Raw genomic sequence first — 436 nt, forward strand, 5'->3', positions numbered from 1 at the left:
ATCCCGAATTGGTTCTTCATCCCATCAATTGTTTCATAACGGAACAGGAAATAATAGAGTTGTTAAAAACGCCTTTTGATTACGTGTTGGATGCCATTGATTCACTTACACCCAAAGTTTTGCTCATCGCATATACTCTACAGAAAGGTACACCGGTTATTTCGTCGATGGGTGCTGGTGGAAAATTGGATCCGGCTCTGGTGCAGGTCGCAGATATTTCCAAATCTTATAACTGCAAGTTGGCCCGGATGGTGCGTAAACGATTGAATAAGTTTGAGATTAAATCAGGCTTTCAAGTGGTATTCAGTCCCGAAATGGTGCAAAAGGAACACCTTCTTTTTGTGGACGATGAACCCAACAAGAAAACCACTGTAGGAACCATCAGTTACATGCCTGCTCTTTTCGGAATTATTGCTGCTTCTACAATTGTACGAAG

At 41.7% G+C, this 436-nt stretch carries 1 pseudogene; it reads left to right on the plus strand.

The features are described from left to right. Nucleotides 1-59 precede the first annotated feature (59 nt). Nucleotides 60-436: pseudogene (locus tag C6366_RS21155) on the plus strand (tRNA threonylcarbamoyladenosine dehydratase); the annotation flags it as partial.

Source organism: Desulfonatronum sp. SC1 (genome assembly GCF_003046795.1).
GTDB lineage: Bacteria > Desulfobacterota > Desulfovibrionia > Desulfovibrionales > Desulfonatronaceae > Desulfonatronum.